This is a genomic window from Acinetobacter sp. A2 (genome assembly GCF_048537555.1).
Taxonomy (GTDB): Bacteria; Pseudomonadota; Gammaproteobacteria; order Pseudomonadales; family Moraxellaceae; genus Acinetobacter.
Window position 1 is genome coordinate 414,980 of sequence record NZ_CP183239.1, and the last position, 26,239, is coordinate 441,218.

Annotated in this window: 25 protein-coding genes; 11 read left to right on the forward strand and 14 right to left on the reverse strand. The window is 42.8% G+C overall.

Features of this window, described 5'->3' with window-relative positions; translation table 11 throughout:
* Positions 1-37 precede the first annotated feature (37 nt).
* Complete coding sequence (locus tag ACNS8M_RS01860) at positions 38-1,090, forward strand: MBL fold metallo-hydrolase (protein ID WP_419225061.1); 1,053 nt, start codon at positions 38-40, stop codon at positions 1,088-1,090.
* Between the two features lie 129 nt (positions 1,091-1,219).
* Here the strand turns inward: ACNS8M_RS01860 and ACNS8M_RS01865 are convergent, their stop codons facing one another.
* Complete coding sequence (locus tag ACNS8M_RS01865) at positions 1,220-2,740, reverse strand: catalase (protein WP_419225316.1); 1,521 nt, start codon at positions 2,738-2,740, stop codon at positions 1,220-1,222.
* A gap of 273 nt (positions 2,741-3,013) precedes the next feature.
* Entirely contained in the window at positions 3,014-3,646 is a 633-nt protein-coding gene (locus ACNS8M_RS01870) for a TetR/AcrR family transcriptional regulator (protein WP_325781396.1), read from the reverse strand.
* Positions 3,647-3,728: 82 nt separating this feature from the next.
* Here ACNS8M_RS01870 and ACNS8M_RS01875 point away from each other — a divergent pair, with 82 nt between their 5' ends.
* A complete protein-coding gene (locus ACNS8M_RS01875) occupies positions 3,729-5,381 on the forward strand; it encodes an acyl-CoA dehydrogenase family protein (RefSeq protein WP_419225062.1) in 1,653 nt (550 codons plus the stop codon).
* A gap of 144 nt (positions 5,382-5,525) precedes the next feature.
* On the opposite strand, the gene ACNS8M_RS01880 is transcribed toward ACNS8M_RS01875, so the two are convergent.
* Positions 5,526-6,017 (reverse strand): macro domain-containing protein, encoded by a 492-nt coding sequence (locus ACNS8M_RS01880; protein ID WP_004976080.1) that lies wholly within the window; start codon positions 6,015-6,017, stop codon positions 5,526-5,528.
* Between the two features lie 442 nt (positions 6,018-6,459).
* Between ACNS8M_RS01880 and ACNS8M_RS01885 the strand changes: the two genes are divergently transcribed.
* Entirely contained in the window at positions 6,460-6,651 is a 192-nt protein-coding gene (locus ACNS8M_RS01885) for a DUF7230 family protein (RefSeq protein WP_168417512.1), read from the forward strand.
* 13 nt (positions 6,652-6,664) lie between these two features.
* Here ACNS8M_RS01885 and ptsP read toward each other — a convergent pair whose 3' ends face one another.
* Together ptsP and ACNS8M_RS01895 are read right to left on the reverse strand one after the other, a co-directional pair.
* Positions 6,665-8,962, reverse strand: coding sequence for a phosphoenolpyruvate--protein phosphotransferase (gene ptsP, locus ACNS8M_RS01890; protein ID WP_194557507.1), 2,298 nt, complete (start codon positions 8,960-8,962; stop codon positions 6,665-6,667).
* 121 nt (positions 8,963-9,083) lie between these two features.
* On the reverse strand, positions 9,084-9,566 hold the full coding sequence (locus ACNS8M_RS01895; RefSeq protein ID WP_004976084.1) for an RNA pyrophosphohydrolase: 483 nt from the start codon (positions 9,564-9,566) through the stop codon (positions 9,084-9,086).
* Between the two features lie 183 nt (positions 9,567-9,749).
* On the opposite strand from ACNS8M_RS01895, the gene ACNS8M_RS01900 reads away from it, so the two are divergent.
* Positions 9,750-10,400 carry an HAD family hydrolase gene (locus tag ACNS8M_RS01900; protein ID WP_168417510.1) on the forward strand — a complete coding sequence of 217 codons (651 nt, stop codon included), beginning with the start codon at positions 9,750-9,752 and terminating at the stop codon, positions 10,398-10,400.
* A 153-nt stretch (positions 10,401-10,553) separates the two neighbouring features.
* On the forward strand, positions 10,554-10,799 hold the full coding sequence (locus tag ACNS8M_RS01905; RefSeq protein ID WP_167845753.1) for a DUF2789 domain-containing protein: 246 nt from the start codon (positions 10,554-10,556) through the stop codon (positions 10,797-10,799).
* Positions 10,800-10,927: 128 nt separating this feature from the next.
* On the opposite strand, the gene ACNS8M_RS01910 is transcribed toward ACNS8M_RS01905, so the two are convergent.
* Both ACNS8M_RS01910 and ACNS8M_RS01915 read right to left on the reverse strand, forming a co-directional pair.
* On the reverse strand, positions 10,928-11,788 hold the full coding sequence (locus ACNS8M_RS01910; RefSeq protein WP_167845754.1) for a LysR family transcriptional regulator: 861 nt from the start codon (positions 11,786-11,788) through the stop codon (positions 10,928-10,930).
* Positions 11,789-12,024: 236 nt separating this feature from the next.
* Positions 12,025-12,261 carry a DUF2061 domain-containing protein gene (locus tag ACNS8M_RS01915; RefSeq protein ID WP_419225063.1) on the reverse strand — a complete coding sequence of 79 codons (237 nt, stop codon included), beginning with the start codon at positions 12,259-12,261 and terminating at the stop codon, positions 12,025-12,027.
* A gap of 324 nt (positions 12,262-12,585) precedes the next feature.
* On the opposite strand from ACNS8M_RS01915, the gene leuC reads away from it, so the two are divergent.
* The 4 genes from leuC (at position 12,586) to leuB (ending at position 16,569) form a co-directional block, all read left to right on the forward strand.
* The gene (leuC, locus tag ACNS8M_RS01920) at positions 12,586-14,034 is read left to right on the forward strand and encodes a 3-isopropylmalate dehydratase large subunit (RefSeq protein WP_419225064.1); all 1,449 of its coding nucleotides are present in this window, start codon (positions 12,586-12,588) and stop codon (positions 14,032-14,034) included.
* Between the two features lie 98 nt (positions 14,035-14,132).
* Positions 14,133-14,783 (forward strand): 3-isopropylmalate dehydratase small subunit, encoded by a 651-nt coding sequence (gene leuD, locus ACNS8M_RS01925; RefSeq protein ID WP_168541414.1) that lies wholly within the window; start codon positions 14,133-14,135, stop codon positions 14,781-14,783.
* Positions 14,784-14,885: 102 nt separating this feature from the next.
* Positions 14,886-15,449 carry a hypothetical protein gene (locus ACNS8M_RS01930; RefSeq protein ID WP_168417507.1) on the forward strand — a complete coding sequence of 188 codons (564 nt, stop codon included), beginning with the start codon at positions 14,886-14,888 and terminating at the stop codon, positions 15,447-15,449.
* A gap of 40 nt (positions 15,450-15,489) precedes the next feature.
* Positions 15,490-16,569: a 3-isopropylmalate dehydrogenase gene (gene leuB / locus ACNS8M_RS01935; RefSeq protein WP_168417506.1), complete on the forward strand. Its 1,080-nt coding sequence runs from the start codon at positions 15,490-15,492 to the stop codon at positions 16,567-16,569.
* Between the two features lie 113 nt (positions 16,570-16,682).
* Here the strand turns inward: leuB and ACNS8M_RS01940 are convergent, their stop codons facing one another.
* Together ACNS8M_RS01940 and infA are read right to left on the reverse strand one after the other, a co-directional pair.
* Positions 16,683-17,090: a hypothetical protein gene (locus ACNS8M_RS01940; RefSeq protein WP_168541416.1), complete on the reverse strand. Its 408-nt coding sequence runs from the start codon at positions 17,088-17,090 to the stop codon at positions 16,683-16,685.
* Positions 17,091-17,249: 159 nt separating this feature from the next.
* Positions 17,250-17,471, reverse strand: coding sequence for a translation initiation factor IF-1 (infA, locus tag ACNS8M_RS01945; RefSeq protein ID WP_001284370.1), 222 nt, complete (start codon positions 17,469-17,471; stop codon positions 17,250-17,252).
* 230 nt (positions 17,472-17,701) lie between these two features.
* Here infA and ACNS8M_RS01950 point away from each other — a divergent pair, with 230 nt between their 5' ends.
* The gene (locus ACNS8M_RS01950; RefSeq protein ID WP_168418505.1) at positions 17,702-18,709 is read left to right on the forward strand and encodes an AraC family transcriptional regulator; all 1,008 of its coding nucleotides are present in this window, start codon (positions 17,702-17,704) and stop codon (positions 18,707-18,709) included.
* Between the two features lie 114 nt (positions 18,710-18,823).
* Here ACNS8M_RS01950 and truA read toward each other — a convergent pair whose 3' ends face one another.
* The 5 genes from truA to asd all read right to left on the reverse strand — a co-directional run bounded on the left by truA (position 18,824) and on the right by asd (position 24,734).
* A complete protein-coding gene (gene truA, locus ACNS8M_RS01955) occupies positions 18,824-19,621 on the reverse strand; it encodes a tRNA pseudouridine(38-40) synthase TruA (RefSeq protein WP_168541418.1) in 798 nt (265 codons plus the stop codon).
* 12 nt (positions 19,622-19,633) lie between these two features.
* The gene (locus ACNS8M_RS01960; RefSeq protein WP_419225065.1) at positions 19,634-20,614 is read right to left on the reverse strand and encodes an asparaginase; all 981 of its coding nucleotides are present in this window, start codon (positions 20,612-20,614) and stop codon (positions 19,634-19,636) included.
* Positions 20,615-20,661: 47 nt separating this feature from the next.
* Positions 20,662-21,966, reverse strand: a complete 1,305-nt coding sequence (locus ACNS8M_RS01965) for a fimbrial protein FimV (RefSeq protein ID WP_168418508.1) — start codon at positions 21,964-21,966, stop codon at positions 20,662-20,664.
* Between the two features lie 68 nt (positions 21,967-22,034).
* A complete protein-coding gene (locus tag ACNS8M_RS01970) occupies positions 22,035-23,444 on the reverse strand; it encodes a hypothetical protein (RefSeq protein ID WP_419225066.1) in 1,410 nt (469 codons plus the stop codon).
* Positions 23,445-23,615: 171 nt separating this feature from the next.
* Positions 23,616-24,734: an aspartate-semialdehyde dehydrogenase gene (asd, locus tag ACNS8M_RS01975; protein ID WP_168418510.1), complete on the reverse strand. Its 1,119-nt coding sequence runs from the start codon at positions 24,732-24,734 to the stop codon at positions 23,616-23,618.
* 187 nt (positions 24,735-24,921) lie between these two features.
* Between asd and ACNS8M_RS01980 the strand changes: the two genes are divergently transcribed.
* Positions 24,922-26,049, forward strand: a complete 1,128-nt coding sequence (locus ACNS8M_RS01980) for an endonuclease/exonuclease/phosphatase family protein (protein ID WP_168418511.1) — start codon at positions 24,922-24,924, stop codon at positions 26,047-26,049.
* Positions 26,050-26,239 lie beyond the last annotated feature (190 nt).

Here is a 26,239-nt window from a genome sequence, read left to right on the forward strand (position 1 = left end):
GCATCATGGCAGATGCACTATATATTATTGGGCTTACATGAACAACGTGGAACAAAAGCATTTTCAACTGCCAACGGAAGCCTGTTGGTCACATACTTGGCGTAAACCCAAGCTACAGTTTTTGCCTTCAAATCATTATGATGGCACGCAGTTTTTTAATCCTGTGGCGTGTCCTGAGGGGCGCAGCCAAACTGATTTACTGAAATGGTTGCTAAAACGTAAATCGAACAGCTGGAAGGTCAATGCCCAACAAGAGGCACAACAGTTCTTTGCAACGCCGCGTGCGGTTCCACAATTACGCCCACAGGCCAGTTTGGATGATTGGCAAGTCTGGTTTGTAGGGCATGCCACTGTATTGATTCAAATTGGCCCCTATAACATTTTGACCGATCCAGTCTGGGCTGAGCATGTGAGCCCAAAACAGGGCAGAGGGCCTAAACGTGCCTGTCCTGCGGGCATTGCATTGGAGGATTTACCCACCATTCATGCCGTGCTGCTTAGCCACAACCACTATGACCACATGGATTTAGCCACCTTAAAATGGTTGAACCATCAATTTGCCATGCCTATTTATACAGGTTTGGGCAATAGCTGGTATTTACCGCCAGACTTGCATGTGATTGAAATGGATTGGTGGCAGTCGGCTTTGTTTAAAGAGCTTAAAATTGTGTACACCCCTGCACAACATGGTTCGGGGCGTGGTGGACGTGATCAGAACATGGCGTTGTGGGGCGGTTTTTCTATTTTGCATGGGCAAGACCATTGTTTCTTTGCGGGGGATACAGGCTATTCTCCACATTTTAAGGAAATACAAACCCGTATTGGCGCACCACGTGTGGCTCTTTTGCCTATTGGTTCTTATGAGCCACGTAATCTGATGCGTTATATGCACATGAACCCTGAAGATGCCTTTCAGGCGCATAAAGATTTGCATTCCAAATGTTCTTTGGCCATTCATTACCGCACTTTTGAGTTGACCGATGAAGGGCGTGAGCAACCAGAGGCAGACTTGCATCATGCCATGAAACGTTCATCTAAATTGATGAATCCGTTTTATTGTATTCGTGAAGGTAAGAAGCTGATTGTGTAGTCGTTAACAAGCCAAAAGTAGTTTTCTACTTGCTGAAAAGTGTTATTTGCAAACGACACAATAAAAAGCCCCTATCGAATAGGGGCTTTTTATGAGTTTATATTTTTAGTGAATCTTTAAGTGTAAAGATTACAGGACACCTGGCTGACCAAGTGCAGGATCCGTTGCACGAGCAGCTTGTGCATCTGCAACAGTCATGCCCAACGCAGCAGCAACACCTTCACCATAAGCAGGGTCACATGCGTAACAGTTACGAATATGGCGGTACTTAATGAAGTCTAGCGCATCGCCCATTGCACGTGCGGTATTATCAAACAGTGCCTGTTTTTGCTCAGGGTTCATTAGATTGAACAATGCGCGTGGCTGGCTGAAATAGTTGTTATCGTCTTCACGGTAATCCCAGAAATCTGCATCACCACGGATTTTTAATGCAGGTTCACGGTATTGCGGCTGTTCTTGCCATTGGTGGAAGCTGTTTGGCTCGTAGTGTGGCAAGCTGCCATAGTTGCCATCCATACGACCTTGACCATCACGACGGTTTGAGTGCACAGGGCAACGTGCTGCATTCACTGGAATTTGTGAATGATTCACGCCTACACGGTAACGAGCAGCATCGGCATAGTTAACCAAACGTGCTTGTAGCATGCGGTCTGGTGAATAGCTGATTCCTGGAACAAGGTTGCTTGGCGCAAAGGCGGCTTGTTCAACATCTTGGAAGTAGTTTTCTGGGTTGCGGTTCAGCTCAAACTCACCTACTTGAATGAGTGGGTAGTCACCTTTAGGCCAAACTTTGGTCAGGTCAAATGGATGATATGGTACTTGTTCTGCCTCAAGTTCAGGCATGATTTGTACGAACAGCGTCCATTTAGGGAAATCACCACGTTCAATGGCGTTATATAGGTCAGTCTGGCTGCTTTCACGGTCACGACCAACTAATTCTGCTGCTTCTGCATCGGTCAGGTTTTTGATGCCTTGTTGCGTGCGGAAGTGGAATTTTACCCAGAAGCGTTCATTGTTGGCATTAATGAAGCTATAGGTATGGCTACCAAAACCATGCATGTGACGATAACCGACTGGAATACCACGGTCAGACATCACAATGGTGACTTGGTGTAATGCTTCTGGCAGTAATGTCCAGAAATCCCAGTTGTTGGTTGCATCACGTAGGTTGGTGCGCGGGTCACGCTTTACGGCTTTGTTCAGGTCTGGGAATTGGCGAGGGTCGCGGAAGAAGAATACTGGTGTGTTGTTACCAACTAAATCCCAGTTACCTTCTTCGGTATAGAATTTCAGTGCAAAACCACGAATATCACGTTCTGCATCGGCAGCACCACGCTCACCTGCAACGGTAGAGAAGCGCGCAAACATTTCAGTTTTTTTGCCCACTTCAGAGAAGATTTTAGCGCGAGTATATTGGCTAATGTCATGGGTCACTGTAAATGTACCAAAAGCACCTGAACCTTTGGCATGCATACGACGCTCAGGAATCACTTCGCGAACAAAGTTAGCTAGTTTTTCATTGAGCCATAAATCTTGCGCAAGCAATGGACCACGAGCACCTGCGGTCATACTGTTTTGGTTATCAACAACGGGTGCGCCCGCGTCAGTGGTTAAATGCGTCACAGGGCATTTTTTAATATCTTGGCTCATCATTGTTCTCCATTATTGTGATCATCATGTAGGGGGCTGCATTAGAAACTTATCTTCATAAAGCAAGCTGCCATGAACCGTTTTGTTCGTTTAAAAAATCAACTACAACACCACAATATCATACTGAAATGTCATGCATAGCTGAAAGCATCTAAATTTTGCCATTTTAATGTAAAACGATTTTATTGATTTTACAAATAGATAAATTTGTTGCTGATGATTGGCATTAACGATGCTAAAACTGAGTGCTTGGCTGACGTAAATAGGAAGCTATTAAAGGCTTTTAAGGTTGTTATAAAAAGGCAGCATGGCTTGCAACATATCGCTATGTAATTGCGGCCAATCCTGAAAATCAGGCTCAATTAATAAACTTTGTGCGATAAAACCATAGCAAATACGCTGCATATTTAAAGCAAGGGTGTGGCATTGACTTGCATTGGCGATAAATGGGCCAAGAATATTCAGCCACATCTGCACCATCATGGCATAACTTTTTCTATAAATTTCAATACTAGAAATTTGACGCTCTAATAAAAAACTATGCGCCCATAAAAATTGCTGAGCCTGAATCTGTTCGAGTTGAAAGCCAACAACTTGCTGTAAATAATCCTCAAAAGCCAGATTTGTGGATAACTCCAGTTGCCGATGTGCATAACTTTGTAGGCGTTCTGCATTGGTTTTCACGTGTAGGTGAATGGTGAGTGCAATTAAATCTTCTTTTTTAGAAAAATATTCATAAAAGGTGCCTAAACCCACGCCTGCTAAGTCTGTAATTTCACGAATGGTAATGTGATCTGCAGGGCGTTCATGTAAAAGCCGAACAAAACTTTCCTGTAAGGCCTCTTGGGTCAGTTTAGCCCTTGATTGGCGTGGTTTACGACGTACTTGTATCTCAGAATTTTTCATAAATAAAGCCGAACACCTTGCTGCTTATTATTTTCTATACTGAAAAGCATCATCAGGAAAAAATCATCAGGGATCTAACACAATGCAAACATGGGCGACCCATCAAATTCAAAATCAGTTTGACGAACTACAAGACTATAACTTATTTGAAAGTGACATTGTTTTACAAGAAATTTTATCTCGTTATGGCAGTACGGATCAGACACGGCTCAATGAAATGGGGCAAATTGCGGCTTCAGCAGAATTTTATCACTATGCAGATTTAGCCAATCGGCATACCCCTATTTTACATGCCTTTGATGCTCGTGGACGTCGTCAGGATGTGGTTGAGTTTCATCCTGGATGGCATCACTGGATGGCGCTGAGTCGTGAATTTGACACCCATGCGCATCCATTTAAACAGCCTCAATCTACAGCAAAATGGGTGGACTGGGCCAGTCGGTTTTATTTGGCAGGACAAGTCGAATGTGGCAATTTATGCCCGAATTCTATGACGTTGGGCAGTATTCCACTGATTCAGCGTGAACCTGAGTTGTGGGCCAAAATTGGCGAAAAACTGCTAAGTAATGAATATGACCCACGCGATGTGCCTATTTCACAAAAGAAATCTATTTGGCTCGGCATGGGGATGACAGAAAAGCAGGGTGGTTCAGATGTGCGTGCCAACCAAACACTTGCCGTTCCAGTCGCAGAAACAGGACGAGGCCAAGCTTATTTACTGACAGGGCATAAATGGTTTTTCTCGGCCCCGATGTGTGATGCGCATTTGGTGGTGGCCAATACCGAGCAAGATGGTTTGGCTTGTTTCTTTGTACCGCGCTGGTTGGAAGATGGCAGTAAAAATCATGTTCAGGTACAGCGCTTAAAAGACAAAGTCGGAAACCGCAGCAACTCCAGTTCAGAAGTCGAATTTCAGCAGGCTTGGGGCATTATGATTGGGGAAGCAGGACGTGGTATTCCCACGATTATTGAAATGGCGAATTACACCCGTTTAACCTGTGCTGTGGGCAGTAGTGCCATGCTGCGCCAAGCCCTTGTGCAGTGCCTTGCCTATACCCGACAGCGTCAGGCTTTTGGGCAGACACTGGCTAATCAGCCATTAATGCAGGCGGTTTTGGCAGATTTAGCACTGGAAACCGAAGCTGCAGTACAACTCAGTTTTCATTTGGCTCATTGTTATGAAAGCGATGATGCTGTGTCTTTGGCATGGAAGCGCTTAATGACGCCTGCAGCGAAGTTTTGGGTATGCAAACGAGCTGTGGAGCTTACAGGTGAGATGATGGAAGTCTTTGGTGGCAATGGTTATGTCGATAACGGCATCATGGCACGTATTTTCAAAGAAGCGCCTGTGAATACCATTTGGGAAGGTTCAGGCAATGTGATGTGCTTAGATGTGCTACGCGCCATGCAGCGAGAACCTGAGCTGATTCAGGTGTTATTACAAGACTTGGCGGGTACTGCCGTTACAGATGCTATTTTGAGCAGTGAGTTAGATCGTTTGCAGCAGTTATTGAAGACCACGAACAGCAATGAATTACAATTTATGGCACGTTCTTTAGTCAGTCGTTTGGTGATCTTTGCACAAGCGGTATTGTTGCTGCGTTATGCCCCAGACTTTGTCGCACAGGGTTTTATTCAGTCACGTTATAGTGAGTCGCATGGGCAAGTGGTGGGTATGCTGAAACCTGAACAGGTAGATGTTGCCGCCATTTTACAGCGTGCATTTGCGGCATAAAACTCAATACTCGCTCGCTGTGTTCAGAACACCAAAAAATTCACCCGCTTGGCAAACACCAAACGGGTGAATCGAACCGTCTCTTTCAGTTAAGTGTTGAATAATCACACTCAATAGATCGAGTCAAAGCTGATCTGGCAATACTTATTTCGCAGGCTCTTCAGCTTTTACACCTTTTTGATAAAGTGTGTAAATGTAGATCGGAATATCCAAATCTTCTAAGTGTTTGTAGATCAGTGGACGTACATCTTCCCAATCTAAACCGCCTACACCTGTTGCAAGACGTGGTAATGCCAAGCTTTCAATTTTCTCTTCTTCAATCAACTGTTTTAAGTTTTTCAAAGTACGGTTTACGTATTCTGTTGATGCTTTACCAGGTTTTGAACCGTTGTCATAAGCGGCTTCCTGAGTCATCAGGTTCACAATGCGTTGACCTTCAGCATTGACCCAAGTCCATTGCTCGCCCGCTTTAGGGTGGTAAATATGGCAATAGTTACGGAAGTCTTTATACAATGCAGGCCAGTGCTCGCGCAGACTTAAAGCCAAACCTGTAGCAAAGTTATCGTTAGGGGCAACACCGTGAGCAATTGCACGTGCTTCGCTCAGTAAAATATCTCCAGATACTTCATAAATCATAGATTTGACTCCTGTTTTTAATGGTCTTGTTTAACTGATCTTCTATATTCATATTAGCCAATCATTGCCGTTTTTCTAGTGGATTTTATAACTACTAAGTATTTGTAAAGTAATAAATTTTTTAGAATTTCGTGCTATAGTTGTATGGGTAAAGCAGCTGAATATTCTTTAAAATAGCTTTCAAAAATAACCGTCAGAAAAATCCAGTAAAACTGCTTTTAATAAGTTTTTCACCCTTATTTTTATCTTAGCACTATTTAGGGTAAATCGCTTGTAAATTGTACAAAAAAGCGTATGATCGGCTGCCCAACTTACGTGGACGGTTGGAGGAAGATTAACCATTTTTTGCAGATATTATCGGCTTGAATTTTACGCCAACACCTCCATTTATATAGAGCAGGCATACTGCTCATTTCAATAATCAACTGAAAGGAACAGCGTTATGGCAAAGAAAAAACAGCCAGAGCTTATTCAGCATAACTTTGTGGCAAAGCACATGCATGAGGTCAACAAAAGTCAGGTTTTTGTAGACCGTAAGAAAAATGCCAAACGAGGCTATAGCAAACACAAACAAGGGCGATATTCCGATGATTATCGCCCTTGTTGTTTTTGGGATGTATTGCGTGCTGCTTGAGCTTTAGCAATGTTTATGGCGCTACGATGCGTGTTGCCAGTTTCACCATATCGCCCAAGCCATGGGTTTTAAAATAATATTCAAGCAAACTTTTTACCATAAGTGGGTTATTCATTTTTAAGGCTTGTTCTAGTAGATTTTGTGCATCACTCATTGGTACATGACAAATCGCTTTACGCACCCGCAGAATATTACTTGAACTCATCGACAGGGTATTAAAGCCCATAGCCATCAAGAGCACCGCAGACAGCGGGTCTCCCGCCATTTCACCACAGACACTCACTGGCTTATCATATTTATGACATTCTTTTACCAAGCGGGTTAAGGCGCGTAGTACTGCGGGGTGAAAGTGTGAATAGACGTTGGCCACGCGCGGATTGTTACGGTCAACTGCCAATAAATATTGGGTTAAATCGTTTGATCCCACCGAGAAGAAATCCACCAACGGGGCAAATTCATCAATTTGTAGCAGTACACTCGGCACTTCTACCATAATGCCAATTTTAGGCTTGTTAATTTTAACCTGTTCTTCTTCCTGTACCGCTTGCCAGTCACGATCGAGCAAATATAAGGCTTCTTCTACCTCGCTGACACTGGTAATCATAGGCAGTAAAATATGCAGATTATTCAGACCAATGCTGGCTTTGAGCATGGCGCGAATTTGCGAAGAAAAAATTTCAGGGTGATCCAGTGTGAAGCGAATTCCACGCCAGCCTAAGGCTGAGTTTTCTTCCTCAATCGAGAAGTATGGCAAGTCCTTGTCAGCACCAATATCCAGCGTACGCATCACCACCGGTTTATTGGCAAAATGGCTAAGCTGTTGGCGGTAAATGGCACGTTGTTCTTCTTCACCTGGGAAGCGATCACGCAGCATGAACGGAATTTCAGAACGGTATAAACCGACCCCTTTAGCGCCACGTTGCACGCCACGTACAACATCAATCATCAAGCCTGTATTGACGTACAATTTTACCGCAACGCCGTCAGGGGTAATCGCGTCTTTGGTTTCATATTGCTTCAGGTCTTTGGCAATCTGTTCTTCTTCTTTTTGAATCTCTTTATAGCGTGTGCGCATACGTCGTGGCGGGTTGATGAAGACCCGGCCTTGGTGCGCATCTACAATCATTTCTACATCGTCTAGACTGTTGATTGGCAGCTCAGTCACACCCACTACAGTTGGAATACCGAGGGCACGTGCCACAATCACCATGTGTGAGTTCATCGCCCCTTCGGTGGTGACAATCGCTGCGATTTTATCGACAGGCAGTTCTACCAAAGCTGCGGTGGAAATTTCTTCGCCAATTAAAATGCTTTCATCGGTCAGTTCACGGTGACTGGCATCGGCTTCTTGCAAAGAGGCTAAAATACGACGGCCTAAATCTTTCAGATCAGACACACGCTCACGTAAATAGTCATCTTCCATTTGCGAAAATAAGGCAATGTGATTGTCAATCACAATACGCACCGCACCTTGTGCCCAGTTCCCTTCGCGAATCAGTTCTTTAATTTCGGCAGGTAGGGCATTTTCATCCAACATGCGCAGGAATACGCTAAACAGTGCACGTTCCTCCGCCATTAAGGCATCCTGCATTTTGTCATCGAGCGCCTGAATTTCCTGACGTACTGCATCGAGTGCGTTGTCCAGTAATGTCAGTTCTTCGCTAATGTCATCGGCTTCACGGTCTGGCACAGCAGCCAAGTCCGCAGGAGGATACAAAATGACCGCACGACCTAAAGCAATCCCGCCTGAACCCGAAACCCCCTGAAAGGTTTTGTAGGCAGGCAGGTTGTTCGGTTTGCGGAATACATCAATATTGCCCACGGCATGCGCATGTGCAATCACGCCTGAAAGCTGGGCGCAGAGCGTCACTAAAAAGGACTCTGCCGCTTCAGAAAAGTCTTGTTTGTCCTTGTTTTGAACCACAAGAACACCCATCACTTTACGACGGTACATGACTGGTACACCAAGGAAGGAGTTATAAATTTCCTCACCTGTTTCGGCTAAGTACATAAATCGTTCATGTTTAGGCGCATCGTCTAGATTGACGATTTCTTCACGCTGTCCAACCAGTCCGACTAGACCTTCGCTGGTATGTAAAGACACATGTCCCACAGATTCAGGGTTTAAACCCTTTGAAGCCATGAGGAGGTAGCGCTGATTACGTTCATCCAACAGGTAAATCGAGCAGACATCCACATGCATGGCTTCTGCGACCTGATTCACCATAATGTCGAGTGATTCATGCAAACTGGTGGACGCATTGATTTCTTGCACAATGCGTCTAAGGGTATCCAGTTGCATGTTTGACATACGCGCTACTCCATATTTAGATGGGTTATTTTTAGGTCAGTTGTTACACAGCTCATGACCCTAAGTTATCACAACTGCGTCTATAACATTAAGTTTAAAAACCTACATTTTTTGCAGGTTTTTAAGGTTTTTTGAGCGGTAATTGATTACACAATTCCACCATCGCTTTACGGTAGACGTCACGTTTAAAATTGACGACCTGACCGAGCGGATACCAGTAACTGACCCATTGCCATTGATCAAATTCAGGCGGGTCTGACAAATTCAGCCGAATATGATGTGCTGAAGCCGTCAGTTGCAATAAAAACCATTTCTGTTTTTGACCAATACATACTGGGTCTGAATCCGTGCGTATGTACCGATGTGGCAAACGATAACGCAGCCAACCTTTAGTTTGCGCGATAACTTGGACGTGTTCGGGCAGTAAGCCAACTTCTTCTCTCAGCTCACGATAAAGTGCCTGTTCAGGGGTTTCTCCATATTGGATACCTCCTTGTGGAAATTGCCATGCATTGTGACCAATGCGTTTTGCCCATAGAACTTGTCCAAACTCGTTTGCCAAAATGATCCCGACATTGGGTCGGAAACCTTCTGAGTCGATCATTTGGCTACCTAAATATTGTTTAATTTATGACTTTGCACTCGGGGATGATGATTTCTTTTCTCCAACTCGAAAACGCAAAGTGTAAATAATGTTAAAATTGCTATGATCTTAACGAATTTCTATCGACTAGCGGAGATAGATTTACAATTTTTTTCTTAAATTTCAGTTTTTACGAGTATTTTCATGAAATTGGCGCTATTTGATCTCGATCACACCTTGTTAAATACTGATTCAGATCATTCTTGGGGTGAGTTTTTGGTAAATGAAGGTTTGGTCGATCCAGTCCGTCACCGCGCCATGAACGACAAGTTTTATGAAGACTATAAGGCAGGGCAGCTCGACCCAATTGCATATAACGAATTTGTATTTGAATTTTTAACTCAGCACGACAATCAATACCTGACCGAATTGCATGAATTATTTATGCAAAAGGTGATTCGTCCGCAAATGCGTCCTGAAGGTTTTAAAGCAATTCAGCGTCATCAGGCTTTAGGACATGAATTGGTAGGCATCACCGCAACATCTGACTTTATTACGGCACCTATTTTTCGTGAATTTGGCATTACTGAAATTATTGCCACCAATGCGGAAGTGGTCGATGGTAAATATACAGGCAAGGTAATTAATACCGCATGTTACCAAAAAGGCAAATTGGTACGTTTGGAGCAATGGCTAGAAGGTCGTGATGTGACCGAGTCTTGGGCGTATTCAGATTCCATTAACGACCGTTTCTTGCTGGAGTATGCTGATCATGCCATTGCAGTAAACCCCGATGCACGTTTACAGGCTTTAGCGGAAGAGCAAGGGTGGGATGTGCAGGACTGGTCAATTTAAAGTTTAGATTAGTGCAATTATCGCTGTATCAGGTGTAACTAGTCGCTTGTTTCTGTTTTGTTTTTATTTGCTGTAATGTTGGATTATGTCATTCATTTTTAGAATAGGCGTGCTAAGGTAAGGCAAGAATTAAAAAACAGCAGGAGTGAAAAAATGAGCGGTGTACGCCCAAGAATGACACATTTATTTGAACAATTAGGTTTAGATGCCAGTGAAGAAGCGATTCAGCAATTTATTGTGACACATCAACTTAGCGCAGAAACCAATATTGCCGATGCTGATTTTTGGACAGACGCACAACGTCAGTTTATTGTTGAAAAAATAAAATCGGATGGTTCATGGGCGATTGTGGTGGATCAATTGAATGAATCTTTACATGAAGATTCGGTCAATCGTTAAGAAATAGACCACGCAGCATTTTGAAATTCTGATAAAAATAGCCCTCAAGTGATGAATCACTTGAGGGCTATTTTGTTGAGTCTAGAAAAGTAAGCTTTATAGATAAAAATGTTTTTGAGTTGTAATGCTTAATGCTTCATCATCTCAATCAATTCTAAAACTGCACGTGATTGTGTCCGTCCAGGATGCCATACCATACCGAGTTGACGGTTCATTTCTAAATCAATATCTAACTGTTGCAAGTCCTGATTGACCAAAGTTTTGGGTAGAACAGACCAGCCCAAACCAATAGACACCAACATCCGAATTGATTCTAACGGGTTGTTGCTCATGGTGACTTTAGGTTTTACCCCTTGCTTTTCAAACTCTGCTAAGGTGATTTGACTGGTATAGGTTTGCGCAGCGGGTAACAAACTTGGGTAGCTAAGTAAGTCGGACAATTGTAGGTTTTTTTGACCTGCTAGAGGATGAAATGGCGCCACGACAAAGACCAAAGGATCATTCCAAATGGTGACATAAGCCAAGCGCTCATCCAGTTTAGGTGGAAGGGTCAGAAAAGCCAGTTCTAAATCTCCAGCCAAAACCTGCTCATGTGCCTGTTCAGAATCGACAAAATGCACATCTAGCGTGACATTGGGAAATTCCTGTACGTATTCTCGTAAATGATTGGGTAAATGGTGCAAACCAATATGGTGACTGGTGCCAATTTTCAGTTTGCCTTGAACTTGCCCTTGTTCATGGCTGAGGGTGTGATGAATATCGCCCAGCTCATTCAGCCAGTTTTTAACTTTAGGTAACAATGAATGTGCCGCATGTGTAGCCTGTACGCCACGTCCTGCCGATTCAAACAGTTTTACACCAAAATAATCTTCCAAACTGTGAATGCGTTTGGTCACTGCCGGCTGGGTAATAAACAGTTGATCTGCGGCCAAAGAAATAGAGCCCGTTTCCATGACTTTTACAAAAGCTTCGAAGGCTGCAAGATTCATCTGAACTACCTATAAGTATTTTTTATCACTGTATTTATTATTTAGAAAAAATTAGAATTAATCAAAACAAATTCTACATATTTTGAAACTGTAGGCAGAAACATCCTCAAAGGAGTAGGTTTAAAAAGGGCATAAAAAAAGATCATCGTCGCTTGCGCTACGATGATCTAAGAGGAAGAAATAGAACAGCAGTATTCACTTGAGAAGAGGATAACTAGAGCATAACGATATGTTAACTAGGCGATAATATTGGTCTCTTCAGCTTGTGTTTTCTTTTCCCAAATACGTTCGTGAATGAAATAAGCCACCGCTTGAACCGTTGGTTCGACCAAACTTAAGGTAATAGCCATCCAAATATTACCCGTGACCACATAACCAACCACCATTGCCACGGTGATGTGCATAATGTAGTAGCTCAAGGTCTTTTTGAACATGCATTGATTGTTAGCAACAAATTTTTGAATATGACTCATGTGATACTCCTGTGCTGCTTTGGTGTTTCTCTGTGTGATAGCTAAAGGATAATCATTCTTGCTTGATTTGTAAAAACGAATATTTTTGTGTTTTTGATTGGAAAATTAGATTTTAGTCGTAATTATTTTTTAGATGAAACGATGTTGATTGAACTCAACTTGAAAACAAAACAGGTTTGAACCAATAAAAATATTTTGCTTGGAGATAAATATTAATTCCCAAAAGTTTTTAAATTAATAAAAATGATAAATTAGATTTATACAAATTCGCGGTTATAATCGAAAGAATGAAAAAATTACCCAGTCCAGTGGAGTAGATCTGACATGGCAGGCGAAAACCAACAAGCACAAAATCCAACAGCAAAAACTTTGTATGACAAATTGTGGGATGATCACTTGGTCACCCAACGTGACGATGGCTCAGCTTTATTGTATATCGACCGTCATTTATTGCATGAAGTGACTTCTCCACAAGCGTTTGAGGGCTTACAACTTGCAGGTCGTCAACCGTGGCGTTTAAGTGCCAACGTGGCAACGCCTGACCACAACGTACCAACCTCTAAAAAAGAGCGTGCAGATGGTATTGCAGGTATTGAAGATGATACTTCACGTATTCAGGTGCAAACCTTGGACGACAACTGTAAAACCTTTAACGTGGTGCAGTTTGACATCAATGACATCCGTCAGGGGATTGCGCACGTGGTTGGGCCTGAGCAAGGTTTAACTTTACCAGGTATGACGGTGGTGTGTGGTGACTCACATACAGCGACACATGGTGCATTTGGTTGTTTGGCACATGGTATTGGTACTTCTGAAGTTGAACACGTATTGGCAACCCAATGCTTAGTTCAAAAGAAAATGAAAAACATGCTGGTACGTGTAGATGGCAAATTAGGTCAGGGCGTTACCCCAAAAGACGTAGTATTGGCCATTATTGGTAAAATTGGTACGGCAGGTGGCACAGGCCATGCGATTGAATTTGGTGGTCAAGTTTTCCGTGATATGTCTATTGAAGGTCGTATGACCGTATGTAACATGGCTATTGAAGCGGGTGCACGTGTAGGTATGGTGGCTGTCGATGACAAAACCATTGAATACGTGAAAGATCGTAATTACGCACCGAAAGGCGAGCAATGGGACGCTGCAGTTGCCTATTGGAATACCTTACATTCAGATGAAGGCGCACACTTTGACACCGTCGTTGTGTTGCAAGGTGAAGAGATTGAGCCACAAGTGTCTTGGGGAACTTCACCTGAAATGGTGATTCCAGTGTCGCGAGCCGTACCGACTTTAGAACAAGCTAAAGATGACGTACAGCGCAATGACTGGACGCGTGCTTATCAATATATGGGTTTAACTGCGGGTCAGTCTTTGGCAGACATTCAATTAGACCGCGTATTTATTGGTTCATGTACCAACTCGCGTATTGAAGATATTCGTGCCGCAGCTGAAGTCATTAAAGGTCGTAAAGTTGCTGAAAGCATTAAACAAGCGATGGTTGTTCCTGGTTCTGGCTTAGTGAAGCAACAAGCAGAACAAGAAGGCTTAGACAAAATTTTTGTAGAAGCAGGTTTTGAATGGCGTGAGCCAGGTTGTTCAATGTGCTTGGCCATGAATGCAGACAAGTTACAACCAGGTGAGCACTGTGCATCGACATCAAACCGTAACTTTGAAGGTCGTCAGGGTAACGGTGGTCGTACTCACTTGGTGAGTCCAGCAATGGCTGCTGCAGCTGCAATTGCAGGTCATTTTGTAGACGTACGTTCATTCTAAGTTATTCCCTCATCCCAACCTTCTCCTAAGAGGGAGAAGGAGTTCTCTCTCGTAATAGAAGAGAGAGGGAGAGGTTACGGATTCAGTGAGAATTAAACATGAAAAAATATACCGTTGAACAAGGTATCGTTGCACCATTAGACCGTGCCAATGTCGATACTGACTTAATCATTCCAAAACAGTTCTTGAAATCAATTAAGCGCACAGGCTTTGGTGATAACTTATTTGATGAATTACGTTATTTGGATGAAGGCTATCCAGGACAGGACAATTCAAAACGTCCGTTGAATACTGAGTTCGTATTGAATCAGCCACGTTATCAGGGCGCTTCAATTTTGATTTCACGTGCTAACTTTGGTTGTGGTTCAAGCCGTGAGCATGCGCCATGGGCATTGAATGAATATGGTTTCCGTACTGTGATTGCGCCAAGCTTTGCTGACATCTTCTTTAATAACTGCTTTAAAAATGGCATGTTACCTGTAATTTTAACTGAAGATCAGGTTGAGCAGTTATTTAAGGAATGTGCTGCGACAGAAGGTTATCAATTAACCATTGACCTAGAAGCGCAAGAAGTACGCACACCAAACGGTACTGCATTTAAGTTTGAGGTCGATCCATTCCGTAAACATTGTTTGTTGAATGGTTTAGATGATATTGGTCTAACTTTGCAAGCGGCAGATGATATTCGTGCTTATGAAGAGAAAACCAAGCAATCTCGTCCATGGGTTTTTGCTGAAATTCAGGCTTAAGTCCAGTCAAATTAGTCATAGCATCGTGGCCTAACTCTTGCTAACATCGGCACATAATAATTTTTATATTTTGTATCTAACAAGTGAGGTTGGGCGCGAACAATGAGTAAGATTTTCGGTCAGCTTGCTGTAATTGGATTTTGTGTGACTGCGTTAAGTGCATGCCAAACGTGGGATACAGCACGGCTTAAACAGGTAAAAGAAACTGCGCAAACTAAATCCAATGCATTAATTTACTGTACAGGTACGGATGATTGTGAATTTGAACGGTTAAATAAAGTCACCATTGTAGATGCAGAAAATCATCGTGTGACACGTACTGCCATCAAACAAGGTTTGGTGCGTTTACAGGAATCTTCCTTAAATAAATCGAATGCCTTGTATTTGTCTGTGCCTCCTGCACAGCATGAGTTGGTAATACGTTTTTATCCGATTTCTAAAGATCGTGCAGAAAAATTGCATGTCATTCATAAGTTTAATGCCAAGCAAAAATATACCTTTAGAATGTATCGAGACCGCATTCGTACTAAAGGTAGCTTATTAAATGTATCTGCACCCGATCCACTCTGCGTGGAGCTGATGCAAAACAACAAACCCATTCGTCGTTTTTGCAAACCCTACAATGTCCTGAATGGCTTAGGCGAGTTTGTGGAACAAAAAATTTAGTCTCTACAGTCGTTGACTGTTATTAACAATGGAAATTTTCATGTCAAAACATATTTTGATTTTAGCTGGTGACGGCATTGGTCCAGAAATTGTGAAAGCTGCTGAACAAGTGCTGACACGTGTCAATGAAAAATTCAATTTGGGTTTGACTTGGGAACAAGGTTTATTGGGTGGTTCAGCAATTGATGCACATGGCGAACCGTACCCTGCAGTAACATCTGAACAGGCTAAAAAAGCCGATGCAATTTTATTAGGCGCTGTTGGTGGTCCAAAGTGGGACAACATTGAGCGTTCAATTCGTCCAGAGCGTGGCTTATTAAAACTACGCAGTGAATTGAACTTGTTTGCTAACTTACGTCCAGCGATTTTGTACCCACAATTGGCAGATGCTTCTAGCTTGAAAGCTGAGATTGTAGCAGGTTTGGACATTCTGATTGTACGTGAATTAACAGGTGGTATTTACTTCGGTCAGCCACGTGGTATTCGTGAATTAGAAAATGGTGAAAAACAAGGTTATAACACCGACGTTTATTCAGAGTCTGAAATTAAGCGTATTGCCAAAGTTGCATTTGAGTTGGCTGGCTTACGTGGTGGTAAAGTATGTTCTGTCGATAAAGCCAACGTACTTGAAGTGACAGAGTTGTGGAAGCAAACAGTCACTGCAATGCAGCAAGCAGATTATCCAAACATCAATTTATCGCACATGTATGTAGATAATGCAGCGATGCAATTGGTACGTGCACCAAAACAGTTTGACGTGATTGTAACCTCTAACTTGTTCGGTGATATTTTGTCTGATGAAGCGGCAATGTTGACGGGTTCTATTGGTATGTTGCCATCTGCTTCTTTAGATGAAAATGGTAAAGGTATGTATGAGCCATGTCATGGTTCAGCGCCAGACATCGCAGGTCAAAACTTAGCGAATCCATTGGCGACTATTCTTTCTGTAGCAATGATGTTGCGTTATACCTTCCGTGAAGAAGCTGCAGCAAAAGCCATTGAAGATGCAGTAGGCAATGTATTGGATCAAGGTTTACGTACTGCCGATATTATGTCTGAAGGCATGAATAAAGTTGGTACGGTTGAAATGGGTCAAGCAGTCGTTACTGCACTTAACTAAAAATTTAAGCGATTTAACCTATCGCTTACAGCGCTAAATCAAATCATCAAACGCAGTCTTCGGGCTGCGTTTTTTATTGGTTTTGTACTTTTAGAGTGTTTTAGCTAGGAGAATTAACAGCGTTGTCCTGAAACATACACTGCGGTAGCAATACCCTGCTGTAGGCGAAAATACAAATCACAAGCCAGTGCAACATCGTAACTTTCATGACTCGGGATACCAATATTTAATGGAACAGCACCAATACCTGTAGTGGGATGCTGCGCCATAGGGATCGGAACACGCATAGGACGAATGATACGGTAATGTAGCAATTGAGGGGTAGCTTGAGCTGTACCAAGCTGTTGATAGCCAATTTGGCTTAATTGCAGATGGGTCAGGATATATTGGCTAGATTGACCAATAAATTGCTGTAAATAAGTATCGCGGTTTAAAGTGGAATGCGGTGGATTGCTACTACACGCCACAAAACTGAGTGCAAAAAGACCTGTTATACAAGCAACGCAAGATCGAAAAAACATAAACTTTTCTCCATTGCTCAAAATTTTATTGTAGCGAGCAACGCTGGAAGAAATGTTGTGATTCGATAGGCGGTAGCTAGAAAAGGTTTGAGAATGGAGGATTTTTAAAAAATAACGTAAAAAAGCCACTTCGAAAGTGGCTTTAGCTTACTCTAAAACTTAGCGTGCGCGGTAAGTGATGCGACCCTTGGTTAAGTCGTAAGGTGTCATTTCAACCTTCACACTGTCGCCTGTTAAAATACGAATATAGTGTTTACGCATTTTACCAGAAATGTGAGCAATCACTTCATGACCGTTTTCTAAACGTACACGAAACATAGTATTAGGAAGCGTTTCGGTGACAACGCCTTCGAACTCGATGAGTTCCTCTTTATTGGCCATGGCCTACCTGAGTATCAAATTGGAAAGGCGCAAATTATAGGCAATTTTTCTGAAAAAATCAAGACGCTTTACCCTATACACCGCGCATCTGTTAGTAAAATAAGCGAATCATCGGTTTATACTTTTTCTGTAAAAAGGGGCTTGGGTAGGTTGTCAGTTTGGTCAATCGCAGTTAATCTAATTTCAATCTTTTTGGGTATAAATGAAGTACATACAAGGAAGGTTTTTGCGTGGGTCAGCTAACTGATGCATCGGTTGTATTGCGATTAGGCTACCAAGCGATTCGTCGTGCGGGGTTGCCAACCGAAGAAATTTTAACAAAAGCAGGCGTGGCCTTAAATCAGGTCGATGCCAATCAACGTACGCCTTTAAATGCACAATATGCGTTTTGGGTTGCAGCTGAAGAAGTCAGCAAAGACCCAGATATCGGTTTACACTTGGGTGAGCATTTGCCATTGTACCGAGGGCAAGTGATTGAGCACTTGTTTATTTCTTCAGAAAACTTTGGAGAAGGCTTAAAGCGTGCCTTGGCCTATCAACGTCTAATTAGTGATGCTTTTGATGCCAAACTGGTGGTTGAGGATGACCGTTGTTATTTGACTAACGGGGTGCAGCCGTGGTCTGAAAATATTGTCAATCGCCACTTTTCTGAATGTGCTATGTCGGGTGTACTGCGCTTTTTTAAATTTATTACCGAAGGCAGATTTCAGCCCATTTATATCGACTTCAATTTTAGTGAAGGGGCAATGGATGATGAATACTTTCGGGTGTTTGAATGTCCAGTAAGCTTGGGGCAAAAAGAAACTCGTTTGTACTTTGATCCAAGTATTTTAGAGTATCCGCTTTGGCAGGCTGAACCTGAGCTGCTGCAGTTACATGAGCAACTGGCATTGGAAAAGCTGCAGGAATTGGCACGTTATGATTTGGTGGGTGAGGTACGACGTGCCATTGGCTCTACCTTGGAAAGTGGTGAAACTACACTGGAAACAGTAGCGGCACAATTGAATATCACACCACGTCGCTTACGTACGCAATTGAGTGAAGCCAATACCAGTTTTCAGCAGATTTTGTCAGATTATCGCTGTCGTTTGGCGAAACGCTTACTTTCTAATACCAATGAAAGTGTGGAGCGAATTGTGTACTTAACGGGTTTCTCTGAGCCAAGCACGTTTTACCGTGCATTTAAGCGCTGGACCAATGAAACCCCTGTGGAATATAGAAAGCGCAAACAGCGTTAAGTTGCCTGTTCAAGTCCCTCCTAAATGGAGGGATTTTTCATTGCTGCACTTTTTCAGGGAATTTAGTTCTTCTCTGATCAGGAGGTTAGGGGGACTAAAATTTTGAAAAAGAAATTATTCAGGCATGTTTAACCAATGAGGCCCTAAAGGAACTTTGGGTAAATCAAACTGTTCCGGATAATGCGCCTGAATAAAATATAAGCCGTCAGGTGGGGCGGTAATGCCTGCAGCCTTACGATCTTGTGCTGCAAAAATTTGGTCAATATGGTCAATTTCATACAGCCCTTGCCCAATCTCTAATAAGCACCCCATGATATTGCGAACCATGTGATGCAAAAAGCCATCAGCTTGAATATCCAGCACCAAATAATTGCCGTGACGAATCAGGCGGCAATGGCTGACATGGCGTACAGGTTGATTGGACTGACATGCAGCAGCGCGAAAACTCTCAAAATTATGCGTACCTTCAAATTTCTGTGCAGCCGCAATCATTTTGTCGACATCTAAGGGATAATAAGCATGCGTAACTTGCTTGTGCAATAAGGCAGGACGTTGCGGATTATTGTAAACCACATAGCGATAGCGGCGTGCCTGTGCCTTAAAACGGGCATGAAAATCCATGTCCATAGCCTTAATCCATTGAATCGCAATATCTTTAGGTAGTTGGCTGTTGGCACCCATTAACCAGCCACGTTCAGGGCGAATGGCCTGAGTATCAAAATGCGCCACCATATTGGTTGCGTGCACGCCAGCATCGGTACGTCCTGCACCGTGTAAAATAATTCGTTCATCAGCAATTTTGCTCAGGACTTTTTCCATGGTTTCCTGCACACTCGGCACGCCTGCTTGCTGGGTTTGCCAGCCGCGATAACGAATGCCACAAAATTCAATTCCGACTGCAAAACGCTGCATAATGACCTCAAATTACACTGAAGAATGCCAATGCGCATACCACTGTGCAAGGCTGTCGTATTGTAAATGCATTTTTAAGGCTTTTGCATACAGATCTGCATGGCTGTGGCAATTGCTGATAAAAATTTTACTGTCCTGCAACCATTGGCTGATGGCATAGCGTTGTTCTATTGCTCCAAAGGTGACTTGTGTGGTGAGAATCACTGCACATTGCTGGCTTTGCAGGGCATGAATCAGGGCGATGACCTCGGCATTGACTGCCATATTGCCTGTGCCATAACTTTGTAAAATCAGACAGTGGGGTGGATGTTGTTGTAAGGCTTTTAAATTCTGTATCAAGGCTGAAAGTGCAATCGGTTGTAGCATCCAATTGAGGCAGTTAAAGTGCTGAGCTTTTTCAATATGCTGAGCTGTGATGCTTAACGGTGGCTCATCGTAAGGTTGAATTCCACTGCAGGCTAAAGCAGATTGCCCTGTAAACGCATTTAGCTCCGTGGTGTGTTGTTTCAGGGCTGTTGCAGCGTGAATGAGTTGGTGATGAAAAGCTAGATACACGCCCAGATTCACTTGATGAATCTGTGCTAAAGCAAAATTTAGGTTGTCGAGTGCATCACTAAATTCACGGGTGTCTGTGCCTTGTGTATTTAAAAGCGGATATTGGCTACCGGTTAAAATGACGTGAGCAGAATGCGTTAAAAAACGTGCCAATACCGCACTGGCATAGCTGAGAGTGTCAGTGCCATGCAGAATCACAAAATGCTGAAAATCTTGTTGTTGTAATTTTTGAATATATTGAATCAGCAATAGCCAGTCTGCTGCGGTACAGGCGCTACTGTCTTTAATAACAGGTGCAACAAAACATTCAATATCTAAATTTAGGGGGAGGACTTGTGCTAAGCGAGGTAGAAATTGCTCAGCAGGCATTGGACTTAGGGGTTCGCCGACACAGCCAAAGGTGCCGCCCATATAAATCAAAGCAATTTTTTTCATCATAAAAAAAAGCAGTCAAGGATGACTGCTTTATCTTAATTGGATTTGCTTCAAGAAGCGATTTGATTCAGTAACTGATCGGCACGTTGGCGTTGTTCAGTTGAGTAATCTGCATCTTGCTCGCTGAGTAAGGCCTTGGCAGCATCAAAAGCACCTAATTCGATATATTGAGCAGCCAAGTCTAAATTTAATTGAATTTCATCAACCTGAGCTAAATCAGGGAATGATTTAACCAACGGGTCATTCAGGTCAACGGTTGCAGCAACAGGAGCAGTTGTCGTTTCTTGCTCTAGAGTTGGAGTAGCTATGACCTCAGCTGGGGCTTCTGCTTCAGTTGTTGTTTCTGGAGCAGGTGCGCTGTCAAATGTGAAATTGAATTCAGATGTAGCAGGTTCAGTTTTTGCTTCAACAGCCGCAGGGGTTTCTGTTGTTGAAAAGTCAAAGTCTAAACTTGGGGCTTCAGTTGTAGCAGGTGCACTTGCTGGTGTTTCAGGTGCTACAGTTTCAGTTTTATTCGGCTCTAAATCAAAAGAAAATTCAAGCGGTTGGGCTGCTTCTGTAGCACTTGTACTTGGCTCAGGTGTAATTGTAGGTACTTCAGTTTTCTCTGTTGCTGGTGCAGTATCTACAGAAAAATTAAAGTCTAAAGCAGCAGGTTTTGCTTTTACTTCAGGCTCAGCTGCTTTTTCTACAGGTGCAGCAGGGCTTAAGTTTAATGATGAGGTATCAAATTCTAAGCCAGCTGCAGTATCTGTAGTTTTATTTGAAGTTAATTCGTGTTGTAACTGGTCAAATGATGCAGTTTGATTAGGTGTGCTAGATGGTGCAGTGAAGTCTAAGCTAGCATTAGAAGCGGATTGAGAGGTCTCGTCAGCTGATTTTTCTTCAATGCTCTCACGTACATAGCTGGCCTTTTTCGCTTCGGCCTGCGTCAAAATATCATCTAACTCTAAAGAGCGTAAATGATTCAGCAATTGATCAATCGCAAACTCATCTTTTTGCTGTAAATGAATGTCGAGCAAGAATAAATACAGACCGTGTAAAGAATTATCGCGTTTTAAGGCCTGATTGATCTGTGCTTCTGCAGCAAAGAAATTACGTTCCTTAATCAGATTTTCAATATTCGTCTGAATTTTAACAGGTACAGGGGTAGAGTGCTGTGCTGCAGGTACCACATCTTCAACAGCAACTGATTTTTGTGCCGTTTTTTTTGTAGTCGTGGTTTTTTTTGCACTACTTTTTGCTGGCGTTGCTGCTTTTTTGGTGGTTGGTTCAGCTTCTTTACTTGCTTCACGCTTTTTCAAGAAAATTGCGATTACCAGTAGCAAAATAAACGGAATCACATAAATCAGCATGTTTATACCCCTTGAGGATGTGGTGCGTGTTTGACCTTATATCCCAAAAAAATCATTGTAAGTAACATTTAGTGTTTTGGCTTATTTGCTGCTTGTTGTTTTTGCAATTGTTGTTGCAGTTCAGCCAAGCGCGCATTGAGTAATTGAATTCTGTGATCCTTCTGACGTAATGCCAATTCTAATTCTGTTACGTTCTTTTGTAATTTAACGGTTTTCTCGCGGGATGTCATAACTTTTAATGACAAGTCACCCGAAGTTTGTGTGGATTGTGTGTTCTTTTTCGCAGAACCATGGGTGGAGTCTTGTTGATTTTCAGCGACAAGGCTCATTTCAGCCTGATTCAAACGATATTTGGCTTTGCCAGATTGTGCTGCAGTGGCTTGTTCAGGCACTGGAATCGTTGCTTTTTTCTGGGCTTTTGTACCTGCTTGTGTCTGTAGGTTTAGGGTTGCACCACGACGTAAACGATTGGCATCTCCCTGAATAAAAGCATGCTCATTATTGGCTTTAATTTGTTGCATGACTTTTGCAACAGGCTGGTTATTTTCACCCGCAATACGTGAGGCAATTGCCCATAAAGACTCATTTGATTGCACCACATGTTGAGTCTTGCTTGGTGCTGTCACGCTTGGTTTTGCTTTGGTTGTTGCTGTTTGAGCAGGTTTGCTGGCTGGTGATTCGGGTTTAGCTTGAGCCGCTTGTTTTGCACGCTGTTCGGCAGCAAATTTTTGAACCAAAGGATCAGCAGATTGTTGTGCCACAGTCACAGAGGATGTTGTGGTCGTCGTTTTAGGTGTTGTGGAATTGCTGACTTGTTGCTCTGGTGTTGTGTTAACCACGGTGTTACTTGCTGTTGTGCTGCTGCGGCTTGGTGCTGTTTGTACTACAGTCACTTGCTGCTGATTGAGCGCAGGAGGAGCACTGCGCTGAATGGTAAGCGGTGCTTCAAACGCATTACGCTCAATCGCCTTTGGTGTTTCAACTTGGTAATGAGTGCTTACAGGTAAATTTAAGGCAATATCTTGCTCATTCACGATCATCACAGGGGTTAAAGCCTGTTCATTACTGCGCTGCGTTGCGGCGAGCGGGGCAGGTGTACTGCGCTTTAATGGTGTACGAATATGCTGTAAACGTGTTGCATTACCTTCTTTAATTTTAACCACAATATTAAGCTCAGACTCTGTCAGAGGTCGTGAGGAGGTAATGGTAATGACCCCTGTACCATTGCCGTTGCGGCGGGTAAAAAAGTTAAGATGGCCTGGTGGACGATGGCTTGCACCAATAGACATTAAATCTTCTGCCGTGGCCAAACCTACATCAATCGGTTCATTAATATTGGATTGATGAAAGTTGATTTCAGCATAAAGCAATTCCCCAGCTGTTGACTGAATTTGAATTGGGTCAACATTCATTGCATACATTTGCTGCGAAGCCAAAATAGATAAAATGGCGATCTTTAATTTGTTATATACAGTCATCTTAATTGTTAGCTCGGTCATTTATCGCAAGGCGAAAAGGATAGAGTAGCGAGTTGTAGGTCGATTGTAAAATATTAACACACCGATTACATAAAAAAAGCCAGTCAAAATTTGACTGGCTTTTTGCTGCTAGATCACAACATCAAAATGATTGAGTGATCAAGCGAGTATTTAGGCGTTTTTGTAATCAATTAAGATGCGTAACATGCGGCGTAATGGCTCAGCAGCACCCCAAAGTAATTGGTCACCTACAGTGAATGCACCTAAGTACTCTTTGCCCATGTTCATTTTACGCAAACGACCCACAGGAACAGTTAAAGTACCAGTCACAGCTACAGGTGTAAGATCAGTCATAGATGCTTCACGAGTATTTGGAACAACTTTAGCCCATTGGCTTGATTGACGAATCATATCTTCAATTTCATTCAATGGTACGTCTTTTTTCAGCTTCAAGGTGATTGCCTGAGAGTGACAACGCATTGCACCAATACGTACACAGTGACCATCAATTGGAACGATCTGCTGATTGCCTAAGATCTTGTTCGTTTCAACTTGACCTTTCCATTCTTCTTTCGATTGGCCGCTTTCAAGCTGCTTGTCTATGTATGGAATTAAAGAACCCGCTAAAGGCACACCAAAGTTTTCTGATGGGAAACCTTCGCCACGTTGTAATGCTGCAATTTTAGAGTCAATGTCTAAAATTGGTGAGCGTGGATCATCCAACAAGTCTTTGGTGTTGTTGTAGAGGTAGCCCATGCCTGTAATCAGCTCACGCATGTTTTGCGCACCTGCACCAGAAGCTGCCTGATAAGTCATTGACGTCGCCCATTCCACTAAATTGTTTTGGAACAGTGAGCCCAAGCCCATCAACATGAGTGAAACAGTACAGTTTCCGCCCACGAAAGTTTTAGTGCCATTCACCAAGCCATCTTTAATGACATTCATGTTGACAGGGTCAAGCACGATAATGGCTTCATCATCCATACGTAGGGTAGATGCTGCGTCAATCCAGTAGCCATTCCAGCCTTCAGCTTTAAGCTTTGGAAAAACTTCAGAAGTATAGTCACCACCTTGACAGGTAATAATGACATCCATTTGCTTCAGACTGTTTAGGTCTGTTGCATCCATAAGTGCTGGAGCAGTCTTACCACCAAACGCTGGTGCTTCACCGCCAGCATTACTGGTAGAGAAATAGAATGGCTCAAAATGAGCAAAATCATTTTCTTCAACCATACGTTGCATAAGGACGGAACCGACCATCCCGCGCCAACCGACCAGACCTACTTTCATGTCACTTTGCCTCGGTGCGTTAAAAAACAAAAAGGAGTATGAGTTTATCAAAAGGGGGCGCAACTGCAAGCATTACATGAACAAAACATGAGTATTATTGAGTGAAATCTCTAGTTTATGTTACATACAAATTGATAACATTTGTTTCAAGCAAGAAAAATCAAAAAATACAAGTGAGTTAGACAACATGATTTGGGTGGAGATACTGGCAATATTGGTGATTTGGCTCAGTTTTTGGTCGCTGATTCCGCGTGATGAGTGGTGGATTCGGGGCGCAGATTTTCCGCGTTTGCAAATTTTAGCACTGGGGATTATTGCCTTTATTTTATTGCTAGTTTGGGAACATCCATGGGATATGTCACGCCAAGTGATCTTGATTGGCGTGATTGCTGCTTTGGCTTATCAACTCAAAATGGTCTTGCCGTACACTTTATTGTGGAAAAAACAGGTGAAGCAAGTTCGTCCTGAACAATTGAACCCTGAAAAACAAATTTCTTTAATTGTGTCCAATGTGCTGACGCCCAATCAAAAGCATCATTTGCTCATTGAACAAATTCAGCAACTGAAACCCGATTTGGTTTTGACCTTGGAGTCTGACCAAATTTGGCAACAGGCTTTGACTGAAATTGAGGTGGATTATCCATATCGGGTCGCAGTTCCTTTAGATAATTTGTACGGGATGCATTTGTATAGCCGTTTGCCACTCAAAGATACAGAAATTAAATTTATTCTCAGTGATGAAATTCCGTCCATTCATACCACTGTATTTTTGCCTTCAGGACAACCTGTGCAGCTATATTGTTTGCATCCTAAACCACCAAGCCCAACTGAAGCCAAAGATTCAACTTTGCGTGATGCAGAGCTACTTATTGTGGGTGATCAAATCAAAGATTTGGATGAAAGTTGCATTGTTATGGGAGATTTAAACGATGTGGCATGGTCACGTACGACACGACTGTTTCAGCGGATTAGTGGCTTACTTGATCCACGGGTAGGACGTCATTACATCAATACCTTTCATGCAGATTATCCCTTGCTGCGTTGGTCGTTAGACCATGTTTTTCATAGCACAGACTTTGCTTTGGTCAAGATGAAACGCTTAGCACATATCGGCTCGGATCATTTTCCTGTGTATGTGGTTTTGCAGACAGGGCGTATTTTTGATCGGATTCAAGAAGAGTTGCCTCAAACTGATGCCGATGAGCAAGAAGCACAGGACGCAATTCAGGAAGGCATTGAAAAAGCTGAGCTAGAAGAAAAGATTGTGACAGATGAAATTGCGCAGCCGTATAAAGAGCAGGGTAAATCGGTTTAGAAATCAATCGAAAAGTGTACGAAATAGCTTACACGGATTTAGGCACATGGCGCATAGTTTATTCTGACTGATCTGGTTAAGATTACTTCATCGGCACAAGGACTCGGGAACGGAATATCCCATTAAGGAAGACGACGCCGATGGATGAACATCAAGGATATGATGTAGGTAAGGAATGCCACATAATAAA